Raw genomic sequence first — 1,024 nt, 5'->3', positions numbered from 1 at the left:
GAGCAGGTCTGGATCGCCCTCGACGCGGCGAGCTCGGAGTTCTGCGAGGACGGCGTCTACCGCCTGGAATCGGAGGGCCGCAGCTTCTCCGGCGAGGAGTTCGCCGAGGTCCTGGCCGGCTGGGTCGAGAAGTACCCGATCGTGTCCATCGAGGACGGCATGTCCGAGGACGACTGGGAGGGCTGGCAGCGGCTCACCGAGCGTGTCGGAGACCGGGTCCAGCTCGTGGGCGACGACCTCTTCGTGACCAACACGCGCATCCTGCGCGAGGGCATCGACCGGGGCGTGGCCAACTCCATCCTGATCAAGTTCAACCAGATCGGCACCCTCACCGAGACCCTCGACGCCATCGACATGGCGGCGGATGCGGGCTATACAGCAGTGGTATCCCATCGCTCGGGGGAGACGGAGGACACCACCATCGCCGATCTCGCCGTGGCCAGCACGGCCACCCAGATCAAGACCGGCTCGCTGTGCCGTTCCGACCGGGTGGCGAAGTACAACCAGCTCCTGCGCATCGAGGAGGAGCTGGGGGACCGTGCGCGCTATGCCGGGCGTGACGCCTTCCCGAACCTGCCCGGGCTGGGCTGACGATGGTCCGGGGCGTGCTGCTCGCCTTGCTCCTTGCGCTGGTCGCCGGACTGCAGTTTCGCCTGTGGTTCGGCGATGGCGGCGTTACGGAGGTGATGCACCTGCGTGACCGGGTGGCGGAGCAGCGCGCCGAGAACGAACGCCTCGCGGAGCGCAACCGCGCCCTCGAGGCGGACGTCGCCGACCTCAAGGACGGGCTCGATGCGGTCGGGGAGCGGGCCCGACGCGAGCTCGGCATGGTCGGCGAGGGCGAGACCTTCTTCCAGGTGACCGGCGGGCGTGACCGACGGTAACCCGCCTAACCCGCCGAATCGTCCCGGAATGACTCCACGCCGCGGCCCCGCCGGCACGGGCCGTCCGGCGGCGGCGCACTCGCCGGCCCGGGCTCCCGTCGGGGGATGCCGGTGACGTATCGGGCTCGACCCCTGTGGGC

At 70.2% G+C, this 1,024-nt stretch carries 2 protein-coding genes; both read left to right on the top strand.

Annotated elements, in window-relative coordinates:
* The coding region (locus G7A99_RS20900; RefSeq protein WP_305792347.1) for an enolase C-terminal domain-like protein at positions 1–591 on the top strand (591 nt) is incomplete at its 5' end.
* 2 nt (positions 592–593) lie between these two features.
* The gene (gene ftsB / locus G7A99_RS20895) at positions 594–884 is read left to right on the top strand and encodes a cell division protein FtsB (protein ID WP_018718347.1); all 291 of its coding nucleotides are present in this window, start codon (positions 594–596) and stop codon (positions 882–884) included.
* Positions 885–1,024: the final 140 nt, after the last annotated feature.

It is taken from the genome of Arhodomonas sp. KWT (assembly GCF_010993615.1).
The sequence above is the reverse complement of the archived record's forward strand: the minus strand, read 5'-3'. Positions and strand labels throughout refer to the sequence as shown.